The organism is Mesorhizobium sp. M7A.F.Ca.US.005.03.2.1, from assembly GCF_003997795.1.
GTDB classification, from domain to species: Bacteria; Pseudomonadota; Alphaproteobacteria; order Rhizobiales; family Rhizobiaceae; genus Mesorhizobium; species Mesorhizobium ciceri.
Genome location: NZ_RZRP01001367.1, coordinates 1 through 968, shown reverse-complemented (window position 1 = coordinate 968; position 968 = coordinate 1). Strand labels below are relative to the sequence as shown.

Annotated in this window: 1 pseudogene; it reads left to right on the top strand. The window is 63.0% G+C overall.

What is annotated here, in order from left to right:
- Positions 1-968: pseudogene (locus EN991_RS37830) on the top strand (DNA-directed RNA polymerase subunit beta); the annotation flags it as partial.

The following is a 968-nucleotide window of genomic DNA, read 5'->3' as shown; positions in this document are numbered from 1 at the left end:
CATCGAGAGCCCGTACCGCAAGATCGTCGACGGCAAGCTGACCAATGACGTCGTCTATCTCTCGGCGATGGAAGAGGCCAAGCACCATGTTGCGCAGGCCAACGCCGAGCTCGACAAGAACGGTGGTTTCGTCGACGAATTCGTCATTTGCCGCAGTGCCGGCGAAGTGATGATGGCGCCGCGCGAAAACGTCGATCTGATGGACGTGTCGCCCAAGCAGATGGTGTCGGTGGCCGCGGCCCTGATCCCGTTCCTGGAAAACGACGACGCCAACCGCGCTCTGATGGGTTCGAACATGCAGCGCCAGGCCGTGCCGCTGGTGCGCGCCGAGGCGCCGTTCGTCGGCACCGGCATGGAGCCGATCGTCGCCCGTGACTCGGGCGCCGATGGCGGCATCGTCGACCAGGTGGACGCGACGCGTATCGTTATCCGCGCCACCGAAGATCTCGATCCGGGCAAGTCCGGCGTCGACATCTACCGGTTGATGAAGTTCCAGCGTTCGAACCAGAACACCTGCATCAACCAGCGCCCGCTGGTTCGCATGGGCGACCGGGTCAACAAGGGCGACATCATCGCCGACGGTCCGTCGACCGAGCTCGGCGATCTGGCGCTCGGCCGCAACGTGCTGGTCGCGTTCATGCCGTGGAACGGCTACAACTACGAGGACTCGATCCTCCTGTCCGAACGCATCGTCGCCGACGACGTCTTCACCTCGATCCACATCGAGGAGTTCGAGGTCATGGCGCGCGATACCAAGCTTGGACCGGAGGAAATCACGCGCGATATCCCGAACGTCTCGGAAGAAGCGCTGAAGAACCTCGACGAAGCCGGCATCGTCTACATCGGTGCGGAAGTTCAGCCGGGCGACATCCTGGTCGGCAAGATCACGCCGAAGGGCGAAAGCCCGATGACGCCGGAAGAGAAGCTTCTGCGCGCCATCTTCGGCGAAAAGGCATCCGATGTGCGCG